We start from the raw sequence: 1,257 nt of genomic DNA, 5'->3' as shown, positions 1-1,257 counted from the left end.
CACGCCTGTTGATTAACCAGATACTGGTTTTTTGAGGTTTGACAAATAGACATGTTTTTCCAACACTTTGGTAGTGGCGATGATCCATTCAATTTGTAGTTGATCGTGCTGAATTTGTTCCGTGAAACGGATCAAGGGCATTCTCTTGCAAAGGATGACAAATGATTTTGAGTGATCATACAACCATTTCAAGATAACGTAAGTCATCAACGCGGCAAAAAGCTGATTGAACACGGCATTCATTGTTGTGCCAAACAAAACAGGTACATTTAGGTTCTGTTTTATCCATCTGAAGAAAACTTCAATACCCCAGCGTGCCTTGTAGGTATCAGCAATTTCCTCGGCTGATAGATGCACAAGATTGGTTGCGACCCGAATTTCATTGCCGTTGTTATCTTGAAAGATCACGACGCGATGTCGAAGCTCCGACTGGCACTGAGGTGTTCCGAGATAACAAGTAATATCCCGTATGACGTTCGAGGTTTCCACTTTCCTGTTCTGTAAGGAATGTGGGTTCACAAGCGTTACGTTCTCTTTGATACGTGTTACAAAATACTGCTTCTCCGCGACATATTGATCAAAACGCTTGATCTTCCCGTAAGCTCGGTCATTTACTAAGATGTAATCCTTGTCCGCAAGCTTCTCACCGATAGGGCCATCATGAACCGTACCGATCGTTTCAATGACCTGAACGGGTTGCTCAGTAGCCGCAGCGAATGCGACATGCAGCTTGATTCCTGCGCGTTCTCCATGAAACAGCGCCCAAGGCAGACGTGTTTTTCCTACCGTGATCGTTGTCGAGTCTACCAATAACAGATCGTTGGGTATGTGCAATTGGCGTTTGGTTGCACGATTACACCTTGAAATCAACAAATGAAACAGGCGCTTGAAAAGCTCATACGGTACTTCGCTAGCTTTGGATGAGAAGGTAGAAAAGCAAACGGTTTGGAGCCCACAGATTTCGGCTTTAACGACACCGGAGCGATAACCACCCCATTGTCCCAAAGCTGCGTGCATAAAGAATACCAGTAACTGATGTGCTGTAAATTTGCGTGCTGTATCTTTGTAGTTCAACTCTTTCAGTATGCTGATCACATCTTCTTCTTTAAGAAGAATTTGAACAAGGTTTGTAAACGTGGTAGACTTTTTCATGAGGTCGCCTCTTTCGAATCGGGTTCTGTGGTAGAATCGATTTTATCGAAAGAGTGGCCTTTTTTCAATTTTTGAATACCTTATTTTGGTTAATCAACAGGCGTG

General features: G+C 43.4%; 1 protein-coding gene. It reads right to left on the bottom strand.

From position 1 onward, the window contains the following. Window positions 1-12: 12 nt before the first annotated feature. Window positions 13-1,152 carry an IS4 family transposase gene (locus NLX71_RS26240; RefSeq protein ID WP_254366754.1) on the bottom strand — a complete coding sequence of 380 codons (1,140 nt, stop codon included), beginning with the start codon at window positions 1,150-1,152 and terminating at the stop codon, window positions 13-15. Window positions 1,153-1,257 lie beyond the last annotated feature (105 nt).

It is taken from the genome of Paenibacillus sp. MZ04-78.2 (assembly GCF_024213375.1).
In the GTDB taxonomy this organism is placed as follows: Bacteria; Bacillota; Bacilli; order Paenibacillales; family NBRC-103111; genus Paenibacillus_G.
The sequence above is the reverse complement of the archived record's forward strand: the minus strand, read 5'-3'. Positions and strand labels throughout refer to the sequence as shown.

Coding starts and splice junctions, on each gene's coding strand:
- NLX71_RS26240 (WP_254366754.1), bottom strand. CDS start 1,152: ATGAAAAAGTCTACCACGTTTACAAACCTTGTTCAAATTCTTCTTAAA.